Consider the following 21,435-nt stretch of genomic DNA (forward strand, 5'->3'; position numbering starts at 1 on the left):
GTAACTATAACGGTCCTAAGGTAGCGAAATTCCTTGTCGGGTAAGTTCCGACCCGCACGAAAGGTGTAACGATTTGGGCACTGTCTCAACCAGAGACTCGGTGAAATTATAGTACCTGTGAAGATGCAGGTTACCCGCGACAGGACGGAAAGACCCCGTGGAGCTTTACTGTAGCCTGATATTGAATTTTGGTACAGTTTGTACAGGATAGGCGGGAGCCATTGAAACCGGAGCGCTAGCTTCGGTGGAGGCGCTGGTGGGATACCGCCCTGACTGTATTGAAATTCTAACCTACGGGTCTTATCGACCCGGGAGACAGTGTCAGGTGGGCAGTTTGACTGGGGCGGTCGCCTCCTAAAGTGTAACGGAGGCGCCCAAAGGTTCCCTCAGAATGGTTGGAAATCATTCGTAGAGTGCAAAGGCATAAGGGAGCTTGACTGCGAGACCTACAAGTCGAGCAGGGACGAAAGTCGGGCTTAGTGATCCGGTGGTTCCGCATGGAAGGGCCATCGCTCAACGGATAAAAGCTACCCCGGGGATAACAGGCTTATCTCCCCCAAGAGTCCACATCGACGGGGAGGTTTGGCACCTCGATGTCGGCTCATCGCATCCTGGGGCTGTAGTCGGTCCCAAGGGTTGGGCTGTTCGCCCATTAAAGCGGTACGCGAGCTGGGTTCAGAACGTCGTGAGACAGTTCGGTCCCTATCCGTCGTGGGCGTAGGAAATTTGAGAGGAGCTGTCCTTAGTACGAGAGGACCGGGATGGACGCACCGCTGGTGTACCAGTTGTTCTGCCAAGGGCATAGCTGGGTAGCTATGTGCGGAAGGGATAAGTGCTGAAAGCATCTAAGCATGAAGCCCCCTCAAGATGAGATTTCCCATAGCGTAAGCTAGTAAGATCCCTGAAAGATGATCAGGTTGATAGGTTCGAGGTGGAAGCATGGTGACATGTGGAGCTGACGAATACTAATAGATCGAGGACTTAACCATATAATATGTAGCAATGTTATCTAGTTTTGAAGGAATATGCCTTCATAGTTTGGTGATGATGGCAGAGAGGTCACACCCGTTCCCATACCGAACACGGAAGTTAAGCTCTCTAGCGCCGATGGTAGTTGGGACCTTGTCCCTGTGAGAGTAGGACGTCGCCAAGCAACTAAAAACACAAGTCATTTGACTTGTGTTTTTTTGTATTGTTAAAAAGAACGGGAAAGAAGTAAGGGTGATACAAACACGTTGCCCAAGAGTTAATCATATTATATAAGAGATGGGTGTATATTTTTCTGTAAATTGTTAAGGATTAGAAGTATAAAATAGGTTCACTAAAATAGGGAGGGAAGGCTATGAAATTACAAAGTGAAGTTTGTATTGTTTGTGAGACAAAAAGAAAAGAAGGTATATATGTTTATAATAATTTAATATGCTATGAATGTGAAAAGGATATGGTGAATACAGAGACAGATGATCCGAAATATATACATTATTTAAAGCAGCTTCGAAAATTAGAAGTATCATATTTTTAAATAGGCATATGCCTATTATTTTTTTTGTTCTGTATAATAGATAGAGAATGAATAATAAGGAAGAGATGTAGATGAATCAAAATCGTATGCCTTTATATGAGGCGTTAATAGAGTTTAAAGAAAGAGGGCCGTTATCCTTTCATGTTCCAGGTCATAAGAATGGTTTAAACTTCCCTCAGGAGGCAATAAGAGAGTTTAAAGATATTCTATCTATTGATGTAACTGAGTTAGCAGGACTAGATGATTTGCATAGTCCGTTTGAATGTATAGATGAGGCACAACAATTATTGGCTGAAGTTTATAATACAAAGAGGAGCTATTTTTTAATTAATGGTTCAACAGTCGGGAACTTAGCAATGATTTTGTCTTGTTGTGGGGAACATGATATTGTTCTTGTACAAAGAAATTGCCATAAATCAATTATTAATGCTTTAAAACTTGCGGGAGCAAATCCCATTTTTTTAGATCCATGGATTGATGAAGCTTATAACGTACCGGTGGGAGTTCGTAACGAAATTATTAAGAAAGCAATTGAAAAGTATCCAAATGCGAAAGCACTCATTTTAACGCATCCTAATTATTATGGTATGGGTATGGATCTAGAGGCAAGCATCGCTTTTGCACATGCACATAAAATCCCTGTTTTGGTAGATGAGGCACATGGGGCACATCTGTGCTTGGGAGAACCATTCCCAAAGTCAGCATTAACATATGGTGCAGATATTGTAGTTCATTCTGCACATAAAACATTACCCGCAATGACAATGGGTTCCTATTTACATATAAATAGTCACTTAGTAGACGAAGAGAAGGTTACTACTTATTTAAGTATGCTACAATCTAGTAGTCCATCGTATCCAATTATGGCTTCCTTGGATATAGCACGCTTTACAATGGCGCGTATAAAAGAAGAAGGTCACAGTGAAATTGTTGAGTTTTTACGAAGATTTAAGGAACAATTACGTTCTATTCCCCAAATCGCCATTTTAGAATATCCGTTGCAAGATGAGTTAAAGGTCACCGTACAAACTCGTTGTCAGTTATCAGGGTACGAATTACAGTCTGTATTTGAAAAGGTCGGTATATATACAGAGATGGCTGATCCGTACAATGTCCTATTTATTTTACCCTTACAAGTAAATGAGGGATATATGAAGGTTATAGAGATGATCCGAGTAGCATTGCAACATTATGAGGTGAAAGACAAGAGGGAATCTATTCGTTATACTTATAAAGGTGAATTCTCTCTTTTACCGTATACGTATAAACAACTAGACGGATATGAAACAAAGATAGTATCTATAGAAGAGGCTGTTGGAATGATAGCGGCGGAAATGGTGATTCCGTATCCACCTGGAATTCCATTGATTATGTATGGAGAGAGAATTACTTCAGAGCATAAAGAGCAAATTATGTATTTAGAGAGAGCAGGAGCTCGTTTTCAAGGTAATACGAAATATATGAAAGTGTATGATATAGAAAGTAGGTTTTAGGATGAAGGGATTATTTGTAACAATTGAGGGCCCAGAAGGTTCAGGTAAAACAACGTTAATTAAAAGCTTATTGCCATATTTTGAAAAAAAAGCACAAAAGGTAATGGCGACAAGGGAACCAGGCGGTATTGCAATTTCTGAGGACATTAGGACGATTTTACATAAACAAGAATATACGATGATGGAAGCACGTACAGAAGCGCTTCTTTATGCTGCTGCGCGCAGACAACATTTAGTAGAAAAAGTTATGCCAGCACTTAATGAGAACTACCTCGTGTTATGTGATCGTTTTATAGATAGCTCTTTAGCATACCAAGGCTATGCAAGAGGATTGGGTATGGATAAGGTATTTGAAATAAATCGTTTCGCAACAGAGGACTGTATGCCTAGTTTAACAATTTATCTAGACATTGAGCCTGAGGTTGGTTTGGCTCGGATTGAAAAAGATGCAGGACGTGAAGTAAATCGACTAGATATGGAAGATATCTCTTTCCATAAACGTGTGCGCGAAGGGTATTTACAAGTTGTAGAACGTTTCTCGGATCGTATTGTATTGGTAAATGCTGATCAGCCGATGGAAAAACTTATAGAAGAAGTTGTTCAGATTATAGAAGATAAATTGTTATAATAGAAGGAAAGAATGAAATAAGTGAGGTATGCATTATGACGAAGACGTGGGAGCAGCTTTCTGCTATACAACCCATCGGTGTAAAAATGTTGATGAATAGCATTGCAAAAGAGCGTATATCCCACGCTTACTTGTTAGAGGGAGGGAAAGGGACAGGAAAGTTTGCGACAGCAATTCAAATGGCAAAGAGTTTCCTCTGTTCTGAGCGGAATGGGGTAGAGCCCTGCCATGTATGTACAAACTGTAAGCGAATTGATTCAGGTAACCACCCTAACTTACATATTGTAAAACCAGACGGATTATCTATTAAAAAGCAGCAAATTCATGATTTACAAGAAGAGTTTTCAAAAACAGGATTAGAGGCAAATAAAAAATTATATATTATTGAGCACGCAGATCGTATGACAGCAAATGCGGCAAATACACTTTTGAAATTTTTAGAAGAACCAAGTAGTGATACAACTGCTATTTTACTTACTGAACAAAGTCATCAAATTTTAAATACGATTTTATCTCGTTGTCAAGTCGTTACGTTTAGACCGTTACCTACGGAATCTTTAATTAGAAGATTACAGGATGAAGGGATTACAGCATCTTTATCGACACTTGCTGCTCAACTTACAAATAGTTTTGATGAAGCTTTAGCTTTATGTAGTGATGAATGGTTTGCACAAGCACGAGCTTTAGTGATAAAATTATGTGAAGCGCTCGAAAAAGATAAAACCTCTATTTTTTTTGTACAAGAAAAATGGGGAAAACACTTTGGAGAGAAAGAACAATTACAGCAAGGTTTAGATATGTTACTCCTTATTTATAAGGATTTATTATATGTTCAACTTGGAGAAGAAGATCGTCTTGTTTTTCATGATCAGAAAGAGATGTTTGAATCGTTTTCCTATGCTCAGAAGCGCATTGTATCAGCTCTCTTTAATATATTAGAGGCAAAAAATAGAATCAACGCTAATGTAAATGCGCAGCTTGTGTTCGAACAGTTAGTGTTGCGGTTGCAGGAGGGATGACCGTTTTGTATGATGTAGTAGGTGTTCGCTTTAAGAAGGCCGGAAAGGTATATTACTTTGATCCAAACCAGTTCGATATCTCTGAAAATGAGTTTGTCATTGTAGAAACGGTAAGAGGTATTGAATACGGAAAAGTAGTTATTACCAAAAAACAAGTTGATGAAAACGACGTTGTATTACCGCTAAAAAAGGTTATTCGTATTGCAAATGAAAATGATCGTACCATTGTTGAAGAGAACAAACATGCTGCCAAAGAAGCATATCAAGTCTGTCAACAAAAGGTAGTAGAGCATAATCTTGATATGAAACTTGTAGATGTAGAGTATACATTCGATCGTAATAAGATTATTTTCTATTTTACTGCGGATGGTCGGATCGATTTCCGCGAACTAGTGAAGGACTTAGCCGCAATTTTTAGAACAAGAATTGAACTAAGACAAATTGGTGTTCGTGATGAAGCGAAGATGCTAGGTGGTATTGGTCCATGTGGTCGTATGCTTTGTTGTTCTACTTTTTTAGGGGATTTTGAACCTGTATCCATTAAAATGGCAAAGGATCAAAATTTATCATTAAATCCTGCAAAAATCTCTGGTTTATGTGGTCGCTTAATGTGTTGCTTAAAATATGAGAATGATGAATATGAGGCAGCAAAGGAACAACTTCCTGATTTAGATCAACGTATACAAACCCCGCATGGTACTGGCCGTGTTATCGGATTAAATATTTTAGAAAGATTAATTCAAGTGGAACTAGTAGACAAGGAACGGATAGTAGAATATACGTTAGATGAGTTAGTGAATAAAGGGGTCGTTTCGAGTCAAACCACAGATTAATGAGGTGGGTGCTTGTGGAGAAAAAAGATATTTTTGAATCGGTTTCTAGTATGGAAGAGCAAATTGGACATTTATATAAACAGTTGGGAGAGTTAAAACAGCATCTTGCAGAGTTGTTGGAAGAAAACCAGCATATAAAAATGGAAAATAACAATTTGCGACACCGTTTTGAAGAAGTGCAGAATAAAGAAAAACAAAAAACTCAAAAACGTAAAGAAGTGAAGCCGAAAACAGATATTGGTGAAGGCTATGACAATTTAGCGAGACTGTATCAAGAAGGTTTTCATATTTGCAATCTACATTATGGAAGTGTACGTAAAGAGGGAGATTGTTTATTCTGTCTGTCATTCTTAAATAAAAAGTGAAATTACCTTTCCAATTATAATTGGAAAGGTAATTTTTTATACATGAAATAGGGTAGGTTAAGGGTAAGAAAAGGAGCAGTATATGAATTTATATGAAGATGAACGTTTAGATTACTTATTAGCACAAGACATGAAGATTATACAAAGCCCATCAGTATTTAATTTTTCTTTAGATGCCGTTTTACTTGCAGATTTTGCATGGGTACCAATTCAAAAGGGGAATTTACTTGATTTGTGTACAGGTAACGCGGTTGTTCCCCTTCTATTAAGTACAAGAACAAAAGGAAATATTACTGGGGTGGAAATTCAAGAACGCTTATATGATATGGGAGTAAGAAGCGTTCAATACAATGGGTTGGAGGAAAGAATTCACCTCATACATGGAGATTTGAAAGATATGCCAGAGAAACTTGGGCGTCATCAATATGATGTTGTTACATGTAATCCACCATATTTTCAAACACCTCAAACTTCAGAGAAAAATATGAATGAACATTTAGCGATAGCTCGTCATGAAATTATGTGTACATTAGAAGATGTTGTATCTGTAAGTAGTCAGTTAGTAAAACAAGGTGGGAAAGTAGCGTTTGTACATCGTCCAGGGCGATTACTAGACATTGTCACATTAATGCGTAAATATAAAATTGAACCAAAGCGCGTGCAATTTGTTTATCCTAAGGTTGGAAAAGAAGCAAATACATTGTTAATTGAAGGAATTAAGGATGGAAATGCAGATTTGAAAATTTTACCGCCTCTCGTTGTATATGAGAACAATAACGAATATACAAAGGAGCTACGTTCGATTTTATATGGAGAAGAATAAGCACTTTTTTTATGTGGTAGAGTGCTCTGATGGAAGTTATTATGCTGGATATACAAACCATATAGAAAAGAGAATTCAGACTCATAATAGCGGCAAAGGGGCTAAGTATACACGCGTCAGGCTTCCTGTTGTTTTAAAATATGTAGAGACCCACGATGATAAGCGTACAGCTATGCAAGCGGAGTATTACTTTAAGCAATTAACGAGAAAACAAAAAGAGGCATATATGCAAAAAGGAGAACGCTATGTGGCAACAAAAAAGCTTTCAACAAAATGAAAAGGGAGTTTTATATTTAGTACCAACTCCTATTGGAAATCTAGAAGATATGACATTTCGTGCAATCCGAATTTTAAAAGAAGTTGATTTAATTGCTGCTGAAGATACGAGACAAACGAAAAAACTTTGTAATTATTTTGAAATTGAAACACCTGTTACGAGTTATCATGAGCACAATAAAGAAGTAAGTGGGAAGAAACTATTAGAGAAATTAGAGGATGGAAAGAATGTAGCACTTGTTAGCGACGCTGGTATGCCGTGTATTTCTGATCCAGGTTACGATATTGTCGTTGAGGCAGTAGCTGAGCAATATCATGTAATTCCGCTTCCTGGAGCAAATGCAGCCCTTACAGCATTAATTGCATCCGGTCTTGAAACAAAGCAGTTTTATTTCTATGGTTTCTTGCAGAGAAACAAAAAGGAACGAAAGATGGAGTTAGAAAAGCTTCGTTATGTACAAACTACAATGATGTTTTATGAAGCGCCTCATCGTTTAGACGATACTTTAATTTCGATGCAGGAAGTGTTGGGAAATAGAGAGATTGTATTATGTCGAGAGTTAACTAAAAAATTTGAGGAATTTATTCGAGGGACAATCGAAGAAGCAATTGAGTGGACGAAGCAAAATGAAGTACGTGGTGAGTTTTGTATTTTAGTAGCTGGTTCAACAGAAGAACCTGCTCCAGAAGAACAATGGTGGGAATCTCTTTCGGTATATGATCATATTGAATATTATATAAATGAAAAAAGTATGAATTCAAAAGAAGCGATTAAAACAGTCGCTAAAGATCGAGATTTGTCGAAAAGAGATGTATATCAAATCTATCATGTCGATAAAAAATAAGCTTCTCATAATTGAGAAGCTTATTTTGCTGTTTCGATATAATCTTGAAGTTCGTTTAAGATTTGCTCAGCGCCTTCTTTGCTTAAGATGATTTTACCTTCAGCTAAAGAAAGGTTACCGTCAGATACTTCACCAGTTACTTGGCAAGTCATGTTTGGTTTATATTTCTTTAAGATGATTTTTTCGTCATCAACATAGATTTCAAGAGCGTCCTTTTCTGCAATACCTAAAGTACGGCGTAATTCGATTGGAATTACTACACGACCTAATTCATCAACTTTACGAACAATACCAGTAGATTTCATAATTTTTTTCCTCCTAAATAAATAGTTTATAAGTTTCGAGTCTATTTTTAGATTCGTCATTTTTCGACAAAATACCCTATGGACATATGATACCAATCATTTACATTTCCGTCAATTCTTAAATTCTATATTTTTTAAAAAGATTTATAGATTTCTTATTTCTTATATATAATAGATTGAGAGGAAATTCCACAATTATTTACATTGTTTTCTGAAAAAATAATAAATTCAAAGTGGAGATTGTATATTTTTGTGAAATATGAGCAATAGATGATAAAGATATCGAGCATTAAGACCTAAATTTAAAATTAGGTTGGCGTAAAGAAGATAAGTTAGATTTGGACTGCTCGTAAAAGCCCAATTAATGTGGGCTAATAATTAGTGGGGAGGAACAAAAACCCTACTGATTAAAGTTTCACTTTATATATGAGTTTTTGATATACTGTTTATAAATACATATGAGGTTATTCGGGAGGTCCAAAACAATGACAGAGGAAAATAAGTCCTTTTATATTACTACCCCAATTTATTATCCAAGTGGAAAATTACACATTGGACATGCTTATACGACAGTAGCAGGAGATGCGATGGCACGATATAAGCGTATGCAAGGTTATAATGTGCATTATTTAACAGGAACTGATGAGCATGGACAGAAGATCCAAAAGAAAGCAGAAGAGTTAAATATTACGCCACAGGCATATGTTGATAACATTGTTGCAGGAATTAAAGAACTTTGGGAGAAAATGGATATTTCTTATGATGATTTTATTCGTACAACTGAAGATCGTCATAAAGATGTTGTCGAAAAAATCTTTAAGCAATTAGTAGATCAAGGTGACATTTATCTTGATGAATATGAAGGTTGGTATTCTGTACAAGATGAGACGTTCTATACAGAGCATCAATTAGTAGATCCAATTATGGAAGGCGACAAAGTAGTTGGAGGAAAAAGCCCAGATAGTGGTCATGATGTAGAACTTGTTCGTGAAGAATCTTATTTCTTTAGAATGGGTAAATATGTCGACAGACTATTAAAGTTCTATGAAGATAATCCACATTTCATTCAGCCGGAGTCTCGTAAAAATGAAATGATTAATAATTTTATTAAACCAGGATTAGAAGATTTAGCGGTTTCTCGTACTTCATTTGACTGGGGAGTTCGTGTTCCTGGTAACCCAAAACATGTTATTTACGTATGGGTTGACGCATTATCTAACTATATTACGGCGTTAGGTTATGGAACAGCAAATGAAGAGAAATATAAAAAATTCTGGCCTGCAGATGTGCATTTAGTTGGGAAAGAAATTGTTCGTTTCCATACAATTTATTGGCCGATAATTTTAATGGCATTAGATTTACCTCTTCCGAAGAAAGTCTTTGCTCATGGCTGGATTTTAATGAAGGATGGGAAGATGAGTAAGTCAAAAGGAAACGTAGTAGATCCAGTTACATTAATCGATCGTTACGGATTAGATGCATTACGTTATTACCTACTTCGTGAAGTTCCATTTGGATCTGATGGCGTATTCACACCAGAAGGATTTGTGGAGCGTATTAATTTCGACTTAGCAAATGACTTAGGTAATTTATTAAATCGTACAGTAGCTATGATTGATAAGTATTTTAACGGAGAAATCCCTGCATTTAAAGCAAATGTGACGGAATTTGATGAAACGTTAGTAGCGTTTGCACAAGATACTTTGAAAAAAGTAGAAGAAGCAATGGAGAATATGGAGTTCTCTGTAGCGTTAGGATCTATTTGGCAACTAGTTAGTCGTACGAATAAATATATTGATGAAACACAACCATGGGTATTAGCAAAAGATGAGAATGATCGTGAAAAGTTAGCTTCTGTAATGGCTCATTTAGCAGAAGTACTTCGTCAAACAGGTATTATGCTTATGCCATTCTTAACAGTAGCACCAAGCAAGATGTTTGCTCAGCTTGGCCTTACTGATGAAGCTCATAAATCTTGGGAAAGTCTATCTACAATTGGCTGCATTCCAGCTGGAACAAAAGTAGAAAAAGGAAACCCAATTTTCCCTCGTTTAGAAATGGAAGTGGAAGTAGAGTACATTAAAGAACAAATGAAAAGCTCTGCTCCTAAAGTAGAAGAGAAAAAAGAAGAAGAACCGAAGGCAGAAGAAATTACAATTGATGATTTCTTTAAAGTAGAATTACGCGTAGCTGAAGTACTATCTGCTGAACCTGTGAAAAAAGCAGACAAGTTGTTAAAAATTCAACTAGACTTAGGCACAGAAAAGCGTCAAGTTGTTTCTGGAATTGCAAAATTCTATTCGCCGGAAGACTTAAAAGGTAAAAAGGTTATTTGTGTAACAAACTTAAAACCTGTAAAATTACGCGGTGAATTATCGCAAGGTATGATTTTAGCGGGTGAAGAGAATGGCGTATTGTCATTAGCATCAATTGACCAAAATCTACCAAATGGTACAAAAATCAAGTAATTAAGACAAGAAAAGAGATGTTTCACGTGTAACATGTGTGAAGCGTCTTTTTTCTTTTTTACACTCTCTATTTTTGCATTAAGATTGTAGTATTGTTATCGTTAAGTTATTAAAGAACTTATTTTTGTAGAATAAACTTGATTTCAATATAAAAGGAGTTATGTATTATGTTGTTTGATACACATTCACATTTGAATGCAGAGCAATTCGAAGAAGATTTGCAAGAGGTTATTGCCCGAATGAAAGAAGCGGGAGTTACTTATACAGTTGTTGTTGGTTTTGATGAAGTAACGATAAAAAAGGCGATGGAATTAGCTGAAGCCTATGATTTTATTTACGCTGCGGTTGGCTGGCATCCAGTTGATGCAATCGACATGACAGAAGAACATTTAGCTTGGTTAGAAGAACTTGCTTCTCATCCTAAAGTCGTTGCACTTGGAGAAATGGGCTTAGATTATCACTGGGATAAGTCTCCAAAAGAAATACAGAAAGAAGTATTTCGTAAACAAATTGCATTAGCGAAAAAAGTAAATTTGCCGATTATTATACATAACCGCGATGCAACTCAAGATATTGTTGATATTCTAGAAGAAGAGAATGCAGCTGAAGTAGGAGGCATTATGCATTGCTTTAGCGGTAGCGTAGAAGTAGCAGAGCGATGTGTTGATATGAACTTTTTAATTTCGTTAGGTGGACCAGTTACATTTAAAAACGCTAAGAAACCGAAAGAAGTTGCTACGGAGATTCCATTAGAGAAATTGTTAATAGAGACGGATTGTCCCTATTTAACGCCGCATCCATTTCGCGGGAAACGAAATGAACCGAGTTATGTAAAACTCGTAGCAGAAGAAATTGCGAATTTAAAAGGAATTTCTTATGAGGAAGTAGCAGAAATGACAACTAAAAATGCAAAAGTTTTATTTGGAGTTGAATAAAAAGAACGGGTGAAACCTGTTCTTTTTTATTTTGAGAAACACTAGTAGAAGTAATCAAGAAAATAAATGTGAATGATGAAGTGTTACAATAAGGACAGAGAACAAAGATTTTTCTATTCTATTTTTTAAAATATAAGAATGGGGAAAATAATAATGGAAAAGTCGTCATTTTTTTGTTTTACTAAGTAGAGACGAAATGAGTGTGGAGGCAAGCATGAAAATAAAAGAGATTATCGTTGTAGAAGGTAAAGATGATACAGTTGCGATTAAGCGTGCTGTTGATGCGGATACAATTGAAACGAACGGTTCAGCAATCGGTGATCATGTTATTGAGCAAGTTAAATTAGCGCAGCAAAAAAGGGGCGTTATTATTTTCACAGATCCGGATTATCCTGGAGAGCGTATTCGAAAAATTATTTCTGACAAGGTTCCTGGCTGTAAGCATGCTTTTTTACCGAAGGAAGAAGCGCTTGCTAAAAGGAAAAAGGGTGTTGGGATTGAACATGCTTCTAATGAGTCGATTCGCCGTGCTCTAGAGAATATACATGAAGAAATGGAAGCTTACACAAGTGAAATTAGTTGGAGTGATTTAGTCGATGCAGGCTTAGTGGGCGGAGAAATGGCAAAGAGCCGCAGAGAAAGAATGGGTAAGCTATTAAAGATTGGTTATACAAATGCAAAACAGTTACATAAACGATTACAGATGTTTCAAGTTTCAAAGGAATCATTTGCAGAAGCTTATAAGCAAGTAATACAGGAGGAAAAAAAATGAAGGATATCGCAACGCCAAATCGTACAAAAGACATTGTTGAAAAGTATGGATTTTCATTCAAAAAAAGTTTAGGACAAAACTTTTTAATTGATACAAATGTATTAAATCGTATTGTCGATCATGCAGAAATTGGTTCAGAAAGTGGTGCAATTGAAATTGGACCAGGTATTGGTGCATTAACAGAGCAATTAGCGAAGCGTGCTAAAAAAGTAGTGGCTTTTGAAATTGATCAAAGACTATTACCAATTTTAGATGAGACGTTAGCGCCATATGGTAATGTTACAGTTATTAATAAAGACGTACTAAAAGCAGATGTACATGAAGTATTTAATGAGCAATTTGAAGAAGGGCAAGATGTAATGGTAGTAGCTAACTTACCATACTATATTACAACGCCAATTTTATTTAAATTGCTTGAAGAAAAGTTACCAGTTCGTGGATTTGTTGTTATGATGCAAAAAGAAGTTGGAGATCGTTTAGCTGCTAAACCTGGAACAAAAGAGTATGGTTCTTTATCGATTGCCATTCAGTACTATACAGAGGTTGAAACAGTTATGACTGTACCGCGTACAGTGTTTGTACCACAGCCAAACGTTGATTCTGCAATTATCCGCCTTCTAAAGCGTCCTAAACCGGTTGTAGAGGTGACAGATGAAACGTTCTTCTTTGAAGTAGTACGAGCAAGTTTCGCACAGCGCCGTAAAACTTTAATGAATAATTTATCAAATAATTTAAATGGTTTCCCGAAAGATAAGGAGTTATTGGATCGAATTTTAACAGAAGTAGGAATTGATCCAAAGCGAAGAGGCGAAACGCTATCTATTGAAGAGTTTGCAACATTAAGTAATGCATTAGTTCTTCATAAATTATCATAAGAATATGAAAGGGACAGTTCAAGTTGAACTGTCCCTTTTGTCACCTTTCTCTCTCTAAATTCATACTTTAAAAACAGGTAAGATGGCCTAATGAGTTTGGAGGTAGGAGAATGGTTTTACATGTTGGAGAATTAGTGGAACGATATTCTCATAAGAGGGATATTCTTTTTCGTATTATAGAAATAAAAGGCGAGATAGCTATATTGTTTGGAGAAGAAATTAGACTGGTGGCGGATGCGCCACTTGAAGATTTAATTAGTATAGATCAAAGAGAACATAAAAAAAGGGTGAAGCGTGAGAAAGAAACAATGGAGCGCACGTATCGTTTGTTTCAACAAGATTATGTACTGATGAAACAAAGGCATGAACATACTTCAACTGGTGGATACACAAGTGAGGTAAATTATTTTCAAATGCCGGGACGTGTATTGCATATAGATGGAGACCCTTTATATTTGCGCAAGTGCTTAGATTTATATAATAAAATTGGCGTTCCTGTTCAAGGTATTCATTGTAAAGAAACGGAGATGCATGAAAAAGTAGTAGACTTAATAGATCACTTTCGCCCAGACATTCTCGTTATTACAGGACATGATGCATATACAAAATCAAAAGGAGTGAAGGGAGATTTAGCGGCATATAGGCATTCAAGGCATTTTGTACAGGCTGTTCGTGAAGTGCGAAAAAAATATCCATCATTGGATCAACTTGTTATTTTTGCTGGGGCATGTCAATCACATTTTGAGGCACTAATTCGTGCAGGGGCCAATTTCGCTAGTTCACCATCTAGAATTAATATTCATGCACTAGATCCTGTATATGTAGTTGGTAAAATTAGTTTTACTTCATTTATGGAGAGAGTCAATGTATGGGATGTCGTACGTAATACAATTACTGGTGAAAAGGGACTAGGTGGAATTGAAACGAGAGGGATTTTACGAACGGGATTACCTTTTCAACATTACGAAGAGTAAGCAGGATACATATGTATCTTGCTTTTTGTATGGAAGGATTTAAATGAATTTGGATAAAAAGAGGTAAGAACGTAAAGACTACGTAATGATACTTTTACAATATAGTATTTCTTCTATCTATTCAAACGCAGGATGATATTAGCTGTGAATTGCGGTTAATAATTAGGATAGATATATCGTGCTTTAAGTGTTCAATCTAAATTACAGCGAGGTGTAGCGAAGTATATGTCAAAACGTTTAGATGAAATTAAAAGCGAATTAGATCACCATCTTGGACAGCGACTTATGTTAAAAGCAAATAGTGGAAGAAGAAAAACTGTGGAGCAATCAGGTGTACTAGCAGAAACATACCGTTCCGTTTTTGTTGTACAATTGGATCAACAAGAAGATGCGTTGCAACGTGTATCTTATAGTTATGCAGATGTTTTAACAGAGACAGTAGAGTTAACATTTTATGGAGACCCTCATAATGAGGTCATTTTATAATCCATATATCATTACATATATTCCCATAAATGAAAAGCTATATTATTTTGCATACTAACTATACCGTAGCAAAATAAGGAGGGACTCTGCATTGAGTAGACGAAGAGGTGTCATGTCAAACCAATTTAAAGAAGAGCTAGCAAAAGAGCTTGGCTTTTATGATGTTGTTCAGAAAGAAGGATGGGGCGGAATTCGTGCGAAAGATGCTGGTAACATGGTGAAACGTGCTATAGAAATTGCAGAACAGCAATTAATGAAACGAAACCAGTAGTTGTAAGATACTTTCTGTGCTACGGTAGCCGAGGAGACATTCCTCGGCTTTTTGTACTCTAAAAGGTGCCATCATTTTACATAAGTAGTTTCATTCTGAATGCTTTTCGTTATAATTAGGGAAGTGTCATCGTCTTACTATAAATTTATGGTAAAATAAACGATAAAAGATTGAGTACATAGAGTGGGTGAATAGATTGAAGCTACTAGTGAAAGCACCAGCAAAGATTAATCTGTCGTTAGATGTACTGGGAAAAAGACAAGACGGATATCATGAAGTGAAAATGATTATGACAACCATTGATTTAGCAGATCGTCTAGAACTAACGGAATTAGCAGAAGACCGTATTGAAATTTTATCCCATAATCGGTATGTCCCAGACGACCAACGAAATTTAGCTTATCAGGCAGCGAAATTATTAAAAGAGAAGTTTAATGTAAAAAAAGGTGTATCTATTACTATTGAAAAAACGATTCCAGTAGCAGCTGGATTAGCAGGTGGAAGTAGTGATGCAGCAGCGACATTACGTGGTCTTAATAAATTATGGAATTTAGGGCTTACAATTGATGAGTTAGCAGAGCTTGGTGCAGAAATTGGATCAGATGTATCGTTCTGTGTATACGGAGGCACAGCAATTGCCACTGGAAGAGGAGAGAAAATTGAGCATATAAAGACTCCGCCTTCTTGTTGGGTTATTTTAGCGAAACCACATATAGGTGTATCTACTGCTGATGTGTATGGAAATTTAAAGTTAAATCGAGTTACACATCCAAATGTAGATAAAATGGTTGATGTCATAAATTCTGGTGATTATAAAGGAATTTGTGATACTGTTGGTAACGTTTTAGAAGATGTAACATTTGGAATGCATCCTGAAGTTGCCCGTATTAAATCACAGATGAAGCGATTTGGAGCGGATGCTGTATTAATGAGTGGAAGTGGTCCAACTGTATTTGGACTTGTACACCATGATTCACGAATGCATCGCATTTATAACGGATTAAAAGGATTTTGTGAACAAGTCTATGCGGTACGTTTATTAGGAGAGCGAGAAACGCTTGAATAAAGACGTATAATACGTTATGATTTGTTTAGAATATTCGTGATTTGAGGTGAGAGTATGAAAATTAGAAGAAGTACAAGATTAGTCGATATGACTTATTACTTGCTACAAAACCCTCGTCAGCTAGTATCTCTCACTTTTTTTGCTGAAAGGTATCAATCGGCTAAGTCTTCCATTAGTGAAGATTTAGTTATTATTAAGCAAACGTTTGAACAACAAGGGGTCGGCACATTGCAAACGATACCAGGAGCAGCAGGAGGAGTGAAATATATACCGTATATAAGTGAAGAAGAGGCAGATCTAATTATTGATGAGCTTTGTGGCTTATTTGAAAACCCAGATCGTATTTTGCCTGGCGGTTACTTATACATGACAGATTTATTGAGTAATCCTCGCCATATTAATGGCGCAGGTCGTTTGTTTGCTTCTGTTTTTGCTAGGCAACCAATTGATGCAGTTATGACGGTGGCAACGAAGGGGATTCCACTTGCTTATGCAGTGGCAAATTACTTAGATGTACCAGTTGTAATTGCAAGGAAAGATAATAAGGTAACAGAAGGTCCGACTGTTAGTATTAACTATGTGTCGGGTTCTTCTAAACGAATTCAAACAATGACGTTAGCAAAACGCAGTCTTCCAGAAGGGTCGAATGTTTTAATTATTGATGACTTCATGAAAGCTGGCGGAACAATTCAAGGTATGATGAGTATGCTAGAAGAATTCAAGGCTAATGTTGTTGGTATTGGTGTATTAGTAGAATCCACAGATATTGAAGAACGACTAATTAATAATTTTGTATCATTAATTCGTCTATCGGAAGTTGATGTGAAAGAAAAAACGATTCAAGTGGAAAAAGGGAATTATTCTCTTGCACCATTTGATGAAGGGCTTGTAGAGGCGGAATAAAAGATAGAGCAGATAGCTCTATCTTTTTTATTTTATTTATAGATTATAAAATAGATGGACAAACTGCCTTTCGTACACTATTTTTAAAGAGTAAAATAAATAATAAAAGGGTGAAAAGTATGAAAGTTGTTCAAACAAGCAAGGCACCACAAGCAATTGGACCTTATTCACAGGGGATTATTGTAAATAACATGTTCTATAGCTCAGGACAAATTCCATTGATGGCAAATGGGGAGCTTGTAACAGGAGATGTAACAGTACAAACAGAACAAGTATTTCAAAATTTACAAGCGGTATTAGAGGAAGCAGGTGCTTCATTTGATACAGTCGTAAAAACAACAGTATTTTTAAAGGACATGGATGATTTTAATGCTGTGAATGAAGTGTATAGCTCTTATTTCTCTACTCATAAACCAGCTCGATCTTGTGTGCAAGTAGCAAAATTACCGAAAGATGTTTCCGTTGAAATTGAAGTAATCGCCCTAGTTAAGTAACCTTTTGTAAGCGATAACCTCCACTAATCTCTATATTCAACTACTTTAAAAATTTTTATCTTAAAAATTTTTAAAAAATTAAAGGGAAAATAGAAAATTTGTGGAATTTATACAAATATATCGCTTATTTAGAAAAGGGTGGTGAACACAAGATGGAAGTGACTGACGTAAGATTACGCCGCGTAAACACAGAAGGCCGCATGAGAGCAATTGCCTCTATTACTCTAGACCATGAATTTGTTGTTCATGATATTCGTGTAATTGATGGTAATAATGGATTATTTGTAGCAATGCCAAGTAAACGTACTCCAGATGGAGAGTTCCGTGACATTGCACATCCAATTAATTCTGGTACACGCTCTAAAATTCAAGATGCGGTTTTAACAGAGTATCATCGTTTAGGCGAGTTAGAAGAGGTTGAGTTTGAAGAAGCAGGTGCTTCGTAAAATTCGAATGAAAAGGGCTTTTGACAAAAAGCCTTATAATTTTGTAGCAAACTCCTGTAAGCATTTACAGGGGTTTGTTTTTTTGGCTTTATATTTGGAAACTGTATAATTTATTAACATAAAAAGAAGAAACTACTAATTTTTTCAAAATCATTTTAAATAGTATAGCTTATTTCTTAAAAAAGATACTAAAGAGTAAAACATCTTATAAGAATTATGGTAAAATTTAATAGTTAAAATGTGTTTCTTGAAATATATGATGATTTAGGATAATATCTTTAATGGATAAATAGGTTGCGATGGAGGGTCTATATGTCAAACAGATTTGCAGTGATTCTAGCTGCAGGTAAAGGCACACGTATGAAGTCTAAGCTATACAAAGTGCTGCATCCTGTATGTGGAAAACCTATGGTACAACACGTAGTCGATCAAGTATCTCAATTAGGATTGCAGAAACTTGTAACGGTTGTTGGACATGGTGCTGAAATGGTACAAGAACAGCTAGGGAACGTAAGTGAATTTGCATTACAAGCAGAACAACTTGGTACAGCACATGCTGTAGATCAAGCTGCAAGTGTACTTGCAAATGAAGAAGGAACAACTTTAGTTATTTGTGGTGATACGCCTCTAATAACTGCTGAAACAATGGAAGCATTACTTCAGCAACATAAAGAAGCAGGAGCAATGGCGACGGTGCTAACAGCATACATAGAAGAGCCTGCTGGATATGGCCGTATTGTTCGTAATGAGAATGGTCATGGTCATGTTGAAAAGATTGTTGAGCATAAAGATGCAAATGAGAAAGAATTAGCTATTAAAGAAATCAATACAGGTACGTATTGTTTTGATAATAAGGCTTTATTTGCTTCACTTTCTAAAGTTTCAAATGATAACGTGCAAGGTGAATATTACCTTCCAGATGTTATTGAGATTTTAAAAAATGAAGGTCATATCGTATCAGCTTATCAAACAGAGCAGTTCGATGAAACGTTAGGTGTTAACGACAGAGTCGCTCTATCGCAAGCGGAAATTATTATGAAAAACCGTATCAACCGAAAGAACATGGTAAATGGTGTTACAATTATTGATCCAAGTAACACTTATATTTCTGCTGATGCAATTATCGGTAGCGATACAGTTCTTCATCCAGGAACAATTATTGAGGGGAACACTGTAATTGGTTCTGATTGTGAAATTGGACCGCATACAGTAATTCGCGATAGTGAAATTGGAGATCGTACGACAATTCGACAATCTACTGTACATGATAGTAAGCTTGGTACAGAAGTATCGGTTGGTCCATTTGCACATATTCGCCCAGATTCAGTTATTGGAGACGAAGTACGCGTTGGAAACTTCGTGGAAATCAAAAAAACTGTCTTTGGTAATAGAAGTAAAGCTTCACACTTGAGTTATATCGGGGATGCACAAGTTGGAGAAGACGTGAATCTTGGTTGTGGTTCAATTACGGTGAACTATGACGGTAAGAATAAATTCAAAACTGTGATTGGTAATGGGGTATTTATTGGATGTAATTCAAACCTTGTTGCTCCAGTAACAGTTGAAGATGGTGCTTATGTGGCGGCAGGCTCTACAATTACAGAGAATGTTCCATCAAAAGCATTATCGGTAGCACGTGCACGTCAAGTTAACAAAGAAGACTATGTTGATCAATTGCTGAATAAGAAAAAATCATAATAATGTGGAGGGTTAATCTAGATGTCGACTCAATATCTAAATTCTAATTTGAAAGTATTCTCTTTAAACTCTAATAAGGAACTTGCTGAGCAGATTGCAAAGCATATTGGAGTAGGACTAGGAAAATGTTCTGTTGATCGTTTTAGTGATGGAGAAGTTCAAATTAACATTGAAGAAAGTATCCGTGGTTGCGATGTATTCATTATTCAATCTACAAGCTTCCCAGTAAACGAACATATCATGGAATTACTTATTATGATCGATGCATTAAAACGTGCATCTGCGAAAACAATTAATATTGTTATTCCTTACTATGGTTATGCGCGTCAAGACCGTAAAGCGCGTTCTCGTGAACCAATTACATCGAAACTTGTAGCAAACTTGCTTGAAACAGCAGGTGCAACTCGTGTAATCACTCTAGATTTACATGCTCCACAAATTCAAGGGTTCTTTGATATCCCAATCGACCACTTAATGGGTGTACCGATTCTTTCTGATTACTTTGAAACAAAAGGTCTTAAAGATATCGTAATCGTGTCTCCTGATCATGGTGGTGTAACTCGTGCGAGAAAAATGGCAGATCGTCTAAAAGCGCCAATCGCTATTATTGATAAGCGTCGTCCTCGCCCGAACGTTTCAGAGGTAATGAACATTATCGGTAATATTGAAGGCAAAACAGCGATTTTAATTGATGACATCATTGATACAGCTGGTACAATTACATTAGCAGCAAACGCTCTTGTTGAGAACGGTGCTTCTGAAGTATATGCTTGCTGTACACACCCAGTATTATCTGGTCCAGCAATTGAGCGTATTCAAAATTCAAACATTAAAGAGTTAGTTGTAACGAACTCTATCGTATTACCAGAAGAGAAGAAAATCGACAAAGTACATGAACTTTCAGTTGCTCCATTAATCGGAGAAGCAATCATTCGTGTATACGAAGAAGAATCTGTGAGTGTATTATTCAATTAATTGGATAGAATGAGACGTAACCAAAATTGGTTACGTCTTTTCGTATCGAAAAAAGAAAGTAGTGGTACAAGAATGAAATTGATAGTAGGACTTGGGAACCCAGGTAGAGAATATGAATTAACAAGGCATAATATTGGATTTATGGCCATTGATGAACTTGCGAAGCGTTGGAACATTTCTTTGAATGAACAAAAATTTAAAGGTGTATTTGGTGCAGGGTTTGTTAATGGAGAAAAGGTAATCTTATTAAAGCCGCTAACATACATGAATTTATCTGGGGAAAGTATTCGTCCACTTATGGATTATTATAAAATTGATGTTGAGGACTTCGTTGTTATGTACGACGATTTAGACATTCCTGTAGGTAAATTGCGTCTTCGCATGAAAGGTAGTGCTGGTGGACATAATGGTGTAAAGTCAACGATTTCGCACTTAGGAACACAAGAATTTCAACGTATCCGTATGGGAATTGATCGCCCGAAAAATGGAATGAAGGTAGTCGATTATGTATTAGGACGCTTTACATCTGAAGAGATTCCGGATGTTAACCATTCTATTGAAAAAGCAGCGGATGCATGTGAAGAGTGGCTAAATAAGCCTTTTCTTCAAATCATGAATACTTTCAATAGTTAAAAATGAGATTGGGAATATTTCTCTTTTGTTTTACCCATACTAGTAGTAATTGAATTTTTAGGAGGCTAGTATGGAAGGGTATTATTATTGCAGACACTGCGGAGGTAATGTAGGCTCCATTAACGCAGAAAAAGTATATAGCGACGTTTTATTTCAACTAACGGAGCAAGAAGTAGTAGAAATGATTCATTTTCATGAGAATGGAAATATATATATAAAAACGATTTGTGAATCGTGTCAAGAAACGCTCGCATCTTATCCTGAGTATTATGAGTATGAAAAATTTCTGCAATAAAATGTTGTCGCTTTGGCATGTCCAAAGCATTTTTC

General features: G+C 36.4%; 25 protein-coding genes and 2 rRNA genes (1 of these 27 running past the window's edge). 26 read left to right on the forward strand and 1 reads right to left on the reverse strand.

The features are described 5' to 3' along the window. The 11 genes from N2V80_RS00165 to rsmI all read left to right on the forward strand — a co-directional run. A 23S ribosomal RNA gene (locus N2V80_RS00165) occupies positions 1-989 on the forward strand; it begins 1,932 nt to the left of the window's first position. Between the two features lie 48 nt (positions 990-1,037). Beyond that, positions 1,038-1,153, forward strand: a 5S ribosomal RNA gene (rrf, locus tag N2V80_RS00170). A gap of 189 nt (positions 1,154-1,342) precedes the next feature. Continuing rightward, entirely contained in the window at positions 1,343-1,522 is a 180-nt protein-coding gene (locus N2V80_RS00175) for a sigma factor G inhibitor Gin (protein WP_000776279.1), read from the forward strand. Between the two features lie 71 nt (positions 1,523-1,593). After that, positions 1,594-3,015, forward strand: a complete 1,422-nt coding sequence (locus tag N2V80_RS00180) for an aminotransferase class I/II-fold pyridoxal phosphate-dependent enzyme (protein WP_001075296.1) — start codon at positions 1,594-1,596, stop codon at positions 3,013-3,015. Position 3,016: 1 nt separating this feature from the next. After that, positions 3,017-3,643 (forward strand): dTMP kinase, encoded by a 627-nt coding sequence (gene tmk, locus N2V80_RS00185; protein ID WP_000677214.1) that lies wholly within the window; start codon positions 3,017-3,019, stop codon positions 3,641-3,643. Between the two features lie 35 nt (positions 3,644-3,678). After that, positions 3,679-4,662 (forward strand): DNA polymerase III subunit delta', encoded by a 984-nt coding sequence (gene holB, locus N2V80_RS00190; protein WP_000169563.1) that lies wholly within the window; start codon positions 3,679-3,681, stop codon positions 4,660-4,662. A gap of 5 nt (positions 4,663-4,667) precedes the next feature. After that, positions 4,668-5,495 (forward strand): PSP1 domain-containing protein, encoded by an 828-nt coding sequence (locus N2V80_RS00195; RefSeq protein WP_000272429.1) that lies wholly within the window; start codon positions 4,668-4,670, stop codon positions 5,493-5,495. Between the two features lie 14 nt (positions 5,496-5,509). Beyond that, entirely contained in the window at positions 5,510-5,860 is a 351-nt protein-coding gene (yabA, locus tag N2V80_RS00200) for a DNA replication initiation control protein YabA (RefSeq protein ID WP_000412063.1), read from the forward strand. Positions 5,861-5,942: 82 nt separating this feature from the next. Continuing rightward, the gene (locus tag N2V80_RS00205; protein WP_001055367.1) at positions 5,943-6,683 is read left to right on the forward strand and encodes a tRNA1(Val) (adenine(37)-N6)-methyltransferase; all 741 of its coding nucleotides are present in this window, start codon (positions 5,943-5,945) and stop codon (positions 6,681-6,683) included. Beyond that, complete coding sequence (locus tag N2V80_RS00210; RefSeq protein ID WP_000414350.1) at positions 6,670-6,960, forward strand: GIY-YIG nuclease family protein; 291 nt, start codon at positions 6,670-6,672, stop codon at positions 6,958-6,960. Before N2V80_RS00205 ends, N2V80_RS00210 begins: the two co-directional genes overlap by 14 nt. Beyond that, positions 6,929-7,804 carry a 16S rRNA (cytidine(1402)-2'-O)-methyltransferase gene (gene rsmI / locus N2V80_RS00215; protein ID WP_000267821.1) on the forward strand — a complete coding sequence of 292 codons (876 nt, stop codon included), beginning with the start codon at positions 6,929-6,931 and terminating at the stop codon, positions 7,802-7,804. Before N2V80_RS00210 ends, rsmI begins: the two co-directional genes overlap by 32 nt. A 20-nt stretch (positions 7,805-7,824) precedes the next feature. Here the strand turns inward: rsmI and N2V80_RS00220 are convergent, their stop codons facing one another. Further along, positions 7,825-8,109 (reverse strand): AbrB/MazE/SpoVT family DNA-binding domain-containing protein, encoded by a 285-nt coding sequence (locus N2V80_RS00220; protein ID WP_000843036.1) that lies wholly within the window; start codon positions 8,107-8,109, stop codon positions 7,825-7,827. 485 nt (positions 8,110-8,594) lie between these two features. Between N2V80_RS00220 and metG the strand changes: the two genes are divergently transcribed. The 15 genes from metG to N2V80_RS00295 all read left to right on the forward strand — a co-directional run bounded on the left by metG (position 8,595) and on the right by N2V80_RS00295 (position 21,400). Then, positions 8,595-10,577: a methionine--tRNA ligase gene (metG, locus tag N2V80_RS00225; protein ID WP_000134132.1), complete on the forward strand. Its 1,983-nt coding sequence runs from the start codon at positions 8,595-8,597 to the stop codon at positions 10,575-10,577. Between the two features lie 167 nt (positions 10,578-10,744). After that, entirely contained in the window at positions 10,745-11,512 is a 768-nt protein-coding gene (locus N2V80_RS00230; RefSeq protein ID WP_000895843.1) for a TatD family hydrolase, read from the forward strand. Between the two features lie 214 nt (positions 11,513-11,726). Next, on the forward strand, positions 11,727-12,284 hold the full coding sequence (rnmV, locus tag N2V80_RS00235) for a ribonuclease M5 (RefSeq protein WP_000692835.1): 558 nt from the start codon (positions 11,727-11,729) through the stop codon (positions 12,282-12,284). Further along, on the forward strand, positions 12,281-13,159 hold the full coding sequence (rsmA, locus tag N2V80_RS00240; protein ID WP_000651548.1) for a 16S rRNA (adenine(1518)-N(6)/adenine(1519)-N(6))-dimethyltransferase RsmA: 879 nt from the start codon (positions 12,281-12,283) through the stop codon (positions 13,157-13,159). The genes rnmV and rsmA overlap by 4 nt, the downstream gene beginning before the upstream one ends. 110 nt (positions 13,160-13,269) lie before the next feature. Beyond that, positions 13,270-14,133 carry a sporulation peptidase YabG gene (gene yabG / locus N2V80_RS00245; RefSeq protein WP_000242868.1) on the forward strand — a complete coding sequence of 288 codons (864 nt, stop codon included), beginning with the start codon at positions 13,270-13,272 and terminating at the stop codon, positions 14,131-14,133. Positions 14,134-14,358: 225 nt separating this feature from the next. Next, positions 14,359-14,619: a biofilm formation stimulator Veg gene (gene veg / locus N2V80_RS00250; protein WP_000044347.1), complete on the forward strand. Its 261-nt coding sequence runs from the start codon at positions 14,359-14,361 to the stop codon at positions 14,617-14,619. A 91-nt stretch (positions 14,620-14,710) separates the two neighbouring features. Beyond that, positions 14,711-14,890 (forward strand): acid-soluble spore protein SspF, encoded by a 180-nt coding sequence (gene sspF, locus N2V80_RS00255; RefSeq protein ID WP_002094215.1) that lies wholly within the window; start codon positions 14,711-14,713, stop codon positions 14,888-14,890. A gap of 196 nt (positions 14,891-15,086) precedes the next feature. Next, complete coding sequence (gene ispE, locus N2V80_RS00260; protein WP_000772104.1) at positions 15,087-15,956, forward strand: 4-(cytidine 5'-diphospho)-2-C-methyl-D-erythritol kinase; 870 nt, start codon at positions 15,087-15,089, stop codon at positions 15,954-15,956. A 54-nt stretch (positions 15,957-16,010) separates the two neighbouring features. After that, a complete protein-coding gene (purR, locus tag N2V80_RS00265) occupies positions 16,011-16,859 on the forward strand; it encodes a pur operon repressor (protein WP_000702466.1) in 849 nt (282 codons plus the stop codon). Positions 16,860-16,978: 119 nt separating this feature from the next. Next, entirely contained in the window at positions 16,979-17,353 is a 375-nt protein-coding gene (locus tag N2V80_RS00270) for a RidA family protein (protein ID WP_000869811.1), read from the forward strand. A gap of 152 nt (positions 17,354-17,505) precedes the next feature. Beyond that, a complete protein-coding gene (spoVG, locus tag N2V80_RS00275; protein WP_000454041.1) occupies positions 17,506-17,799 on the forward strand; it encodes a septation regulator SpoVG in 294 nt (97 codons plus the stop codon). Between the two features lie 312 nt (positions 17,800-18,111). Further along, a complete protein-coding gene (glmU, locus tag N2V80_RS00280; protein WP_061655187.1) occupies positions 18,112-19,497 on the forward strand; it encodes a bifunctional UDP-N-acetylglucosamine diphosphorylase/glucosamine-1-phosphate N-acetyltransferase GlmU in 1,386 nt (461 codons plus the stop codon). A gap of 21 nt (positions 19,498-19,518) precedes the next feature. Continuing rightward, positions 19,519-20,472: a ribose-phosphate diphosphokinase gene (locus N2V80_RS00285; RefSeq protein WP_000107420.1), complete on the forward strand. Its 954-nt coding sequence runs from the start codon at positions 19,519-19,521 to the stop codon at positions 20,470-20,472. Between the two features lie 72 nt (positions 20,473-20,544). Further along, a complete protein-coding gene (gene pth / locus N2V80_RS00290) occupies positions 20,545-21,105 on the forward strand; it encodes an aminoacyl-tRNA hydrolase (protein WP_000767702.1) in 561 nt (186 codons plus the stop codon). Between the two features lie 70 nt (positions 21,106-21,175). Further along, on the forward strand, positions 21,176-21,400 hold the full coding sequence (locus N2V80_RS00295) for an anti-sigma-F factor Fin family protein (protein WP_000399438.1): 225 nt from the start codon (positions 21,176-21,178) through the stop codon (positions 21,398-21,400). The last annotated feature ends 35 nt before the right edge of the window (positions 21,401-21,435 follow it).

Origin of the sequence: Bacillus sp. FSL W8-0640, assembly GCF_038007725.1 — a bacterium.
Taxonomy (GTDB): domain Bacteria; phylum Bacillota; class Bacilli; order Bacillales; family Bacillaceae_G; genus Bacillus_A; species Bacillus_A cereus.

What these genes read in the sequence shown, in the direction of transcription:
- N2V80_RS00175 (WP_000776279.1), top strand. Translation starts at nt 1,343, where the DNA reads ATGAAATTACAAAGTGAAGTTTGTATTGTTTGTGAGACAAAAAGAAAA.
- N2V80_RS00180 (WP_001075296.1), top strand. Translation starts at nt 1,594, where the DNA reads ATGAATCAAAATCGTATGCCTTTATATGAGGCGTTAATAGAGTTTAAA.
- tmk (WP_000677214.1), top strand. Translation starts at nt 3,017, where the DNA reads ATGAAGGGATTATTTGTAACAATTGAGGGCCCAGAAGGTTCAGGTAAA.
- holB (WP_000169563.1), top strand. Translation starts at nt 3,679, where the DNA reads ATGACGAAGACGTGGGAGCAGCTTTCTGCTATACAACCCATCGGTGTA.
- N2V80_RS00205 (WP_001055367.1), top strand. Translation starts at nt 5,943, where the DNA reads ATGAATTTATATGAAGATGAACGTTTAGATTACTTATTAGCACAAGAC.
- N2V80_RS00210 (WP_000414350.1), top strand. Translation starts at nt 6,670, where the DNA reads ATGGAGAAGAATAAGCACTTTTTTTATGTGGTAGAGTGCTCTGATGGA.
- rsmI (WP_000267821.1), top strand. Translation starts at nt 6,929, where the DNA reads ATGTGGCAACAAAAAAGCTTTCAACAAAATGAAAAGGGAGTTTTATAT.
- N2V80_RS00220 (WP_000843036.1), bottom strand. Translation starts at nt 8,109, where the DNA reads ATGAAATCTACTGGTATTGTTCGTAAAGTTGATGAATTAGGTCGTGTA.
- metG (WP_000134132.1), top strand. Translation starts at nt 8,595, where the DNA reads ATGACAGAGGAAAATAAGTCCTTTTATATTACTACCCCAATTTATTAT.
- N2V80_RS00230 (WP_000895843.1), top strand. Translation starts at nt 10,745, where the DNA reads ATGTTGTTTGATACACATTCACATTTGAATGCAGAGCAATTCGAAGAA.
- rnmV (WP_000692835.1), top strand. Translation starts at nt 11,727, where the DNA reads ATGAAAATAAAAGAGATTATCGTTGTAGAAGGTAAAGATGATACAGTT.
- rsmA (WP_000651548.1), top strand. Translation starts at nt 12,281, where the DNA reads ATGAAGGATATCGCAACGCCAAATCGTACAAAAGACATTGTTGAAAAG.
- yabG (WP_000242868.1), top strand. Translation starts at nt 13,270, where the DNA reads ATGGTTTTACATGTTGGAGAATTAGTGGAACGATATTCTCATAAGAGG.
- veg (WP_000044347.1), top strand. Translation starts at nt 14,359, where the DNA reads ATGTCAAAACGTTTAGATGAAATTAAAAGCGAATTAGATCACCATCTT.
- purR (WP_000702466.1), top strand. Translation starts at nt 16,011, where the DNA reads ATGAAAATTAGAAGAAGTACAAGATTAGTCGATATGACTTATTACTTG.
- N2V80_RS00270 (WP_000869811.1), top strand. Translation starts at nt 16,979, where the DNA reads ATGAAAGTTGTTCAAACAAGCAAGGCACCACAAGCAATTGGACCTTAT.
- spoVG (WP_000454041.1), top strand. Translation starts at nt 17,506, where the DNA reads ATGGAAGTGACTGACGTAAGATTACGCCGCGTAAACACAGAAGGCCGC.
- glmU (WP_061655187.1), top strand. Translation starts at nt 18,112, where the DNA reads ATGTCAAACAGATTTGCAGTGATTCTAGCTGCAGGTAAAGGCACACGT.
- N2V80_RS00285 (WP_000107420.1), top strand. Translation starts at nt 19,519, where the DNA reads ATGTCGACTCAATATCTAAATTCTAATTTGAAAGTATTCTCTTTAAAC.
- pth (WP_000767702.1), top strand. Translation starts at nt 20,545, where the DNA reads ATGAAATTGATAGTAGGACTTGGGAACCCAGGTAGAGAATATGAATTA.
- N2V80_RS00295 (WP_000399438.1), top strand. Translation starts at nt 21,176, where the DNA reads ATGGAAGGGTATTATTATTGCAGACACTGCGGAGGTAATGTAGGCTCC.